At 46.1% G+C, this 1,444-nt stretch carries 1 protein-coding gene; it reads left to right on the forward strand.

Annotated elements, in window-relative coordinates; all coding sequences use genetic code 11:
- Positions 1 to 562: 562 nt before the first annotated feature.
- Positions 563 to 736, forward strand: a complete 174-nt coding sequence (locus ASN89_RS29875) for a transposase (RefSeq protein ID WP_161911807.1) — start codon at positions 563 to 565, stop codon at positions 734 to 736.
- Positions 737 to 1,444: the final 708 nt, after the last annotated feature.

The raw sequence follows: 1,444 nt of genomic DNA on the forward strand, positions 1-1,444 counted from the left end.
CGATCATTACAAATTTCGGCACCACTTATATTAATTCAAATTCATTCCAAAGAACGTTAAGTGGAGCACAAATAATGATTTTTTTGGATAATTAAAAATTCTAAATTTTTTGCTAACCATAGTATTCATTTTGGAAAATATATATGCGAAATAACCTCGCTGACATCAAAAACAATAGATAAGAAATATTTATCTTAGTTTTAGAAGCTGGATTTATTTATTAGGTTGATAGATATAATATTATTACGTCTGTACCTACATATAAAAACAGGTATAACGAAGCGGATATGTTTTTGCAAATTCCGGCCAGCAATACTTGAGTCAATGCTCCGGTAGACTAGTATGAACGCATCTGCTAAACCGAATTATCGAACGTCCAACTGGAAGGAATGCCACATGGCGGTGAAAGCGCGTGGTTCAATGCTCTTCTGGCAGGCCACGACAAGTGCTTACAAAGCAGTGCCAGTGGCAAGCGCGAGCGCAGCCGTACAGCTAGACGGCGAGACAGTTCTAACTGAACAGCAAGGGCCTGTCCAACCTAATGCGGGGTCAGGAAATGGATATGACACAAAGCTTGCTCAAACTAGCAGGCCTGGATTCGAAAGTTCCAAAATTCAGTACCGTGAACTACACACAGAAGTATGTCGCCGCGACGGTTATGATAAAAATGACGATGACGGCACTATTTCTGCTGGTCACCAGTACCGGTATCACGATGTTGAGCAAAGGTGTATGAAAAACAAAGAAACATGGTACGGGTTACCCCTCTCAGTGGCGCAAGCTTCAACTTGGCGTTGGCGTCTCGACCTTGGAAAGCCGTGCCTGTTGATTTGCAGTGAAATCTGACTCACTTTGCCGCATAATTTGCATACGAAACTTACCCACGTTTAAGACACAATCCTACTCACGATATTGGGTGGGGGATTGGAGTGACCTACATAGCATTTCTGCGCATTATTTAACGCTTGCACATTCTGGATCAGATCCCATTGAGAGATAGCTAGGCGTTTGGGTATATACAGAAACATCGTCCGGTGCTACCTGCGCTTGAAAACCGTAGAGCCAGTCTACGTTGAGCGCTGCTTCAGCCGCGCCATCGATAATTACGCGTTCCAACTTTCAGCGTTCCTAAAATTGGGGCGGCCAAGTCACGCAAGCAACGGCGCACGTTGAAGCAGATCCGTGAGGACTTGAAGGAATTGGGGTTCGAAGGGTCTTACAACAGGTGTGCGGCGGTCAGGAGGAGGTGGCGGGAGGGTGAAACTAAGAGTGAGCGCTCACAGAATTCGAAAAAATTAGTACGCTAAGGATTTCAGCCAGCACTCCGACGTGCCCATCTTCGGTGTGACGTTTCCTCGGCCAGCCAGCCGGTGCGGATACGAGATACGTCATGGGCCGAAACGCTAAGTCGGTCGAACTTCGTGATCAACACGCCACGGAGGCG

Origin of the sequence: Janthinobacterium sp. Ant5-2-1, from assembly GCF_001445815.1 — a bacterium.
GTDB classification, from domain to species: domain Bacteria; phylum Pseudomonadota; class Gammaproteobacteria; order Burkholderiales; family Burkholderiaceae_D; genus Janthinobacterium; species Janthinobacterium lividum_E.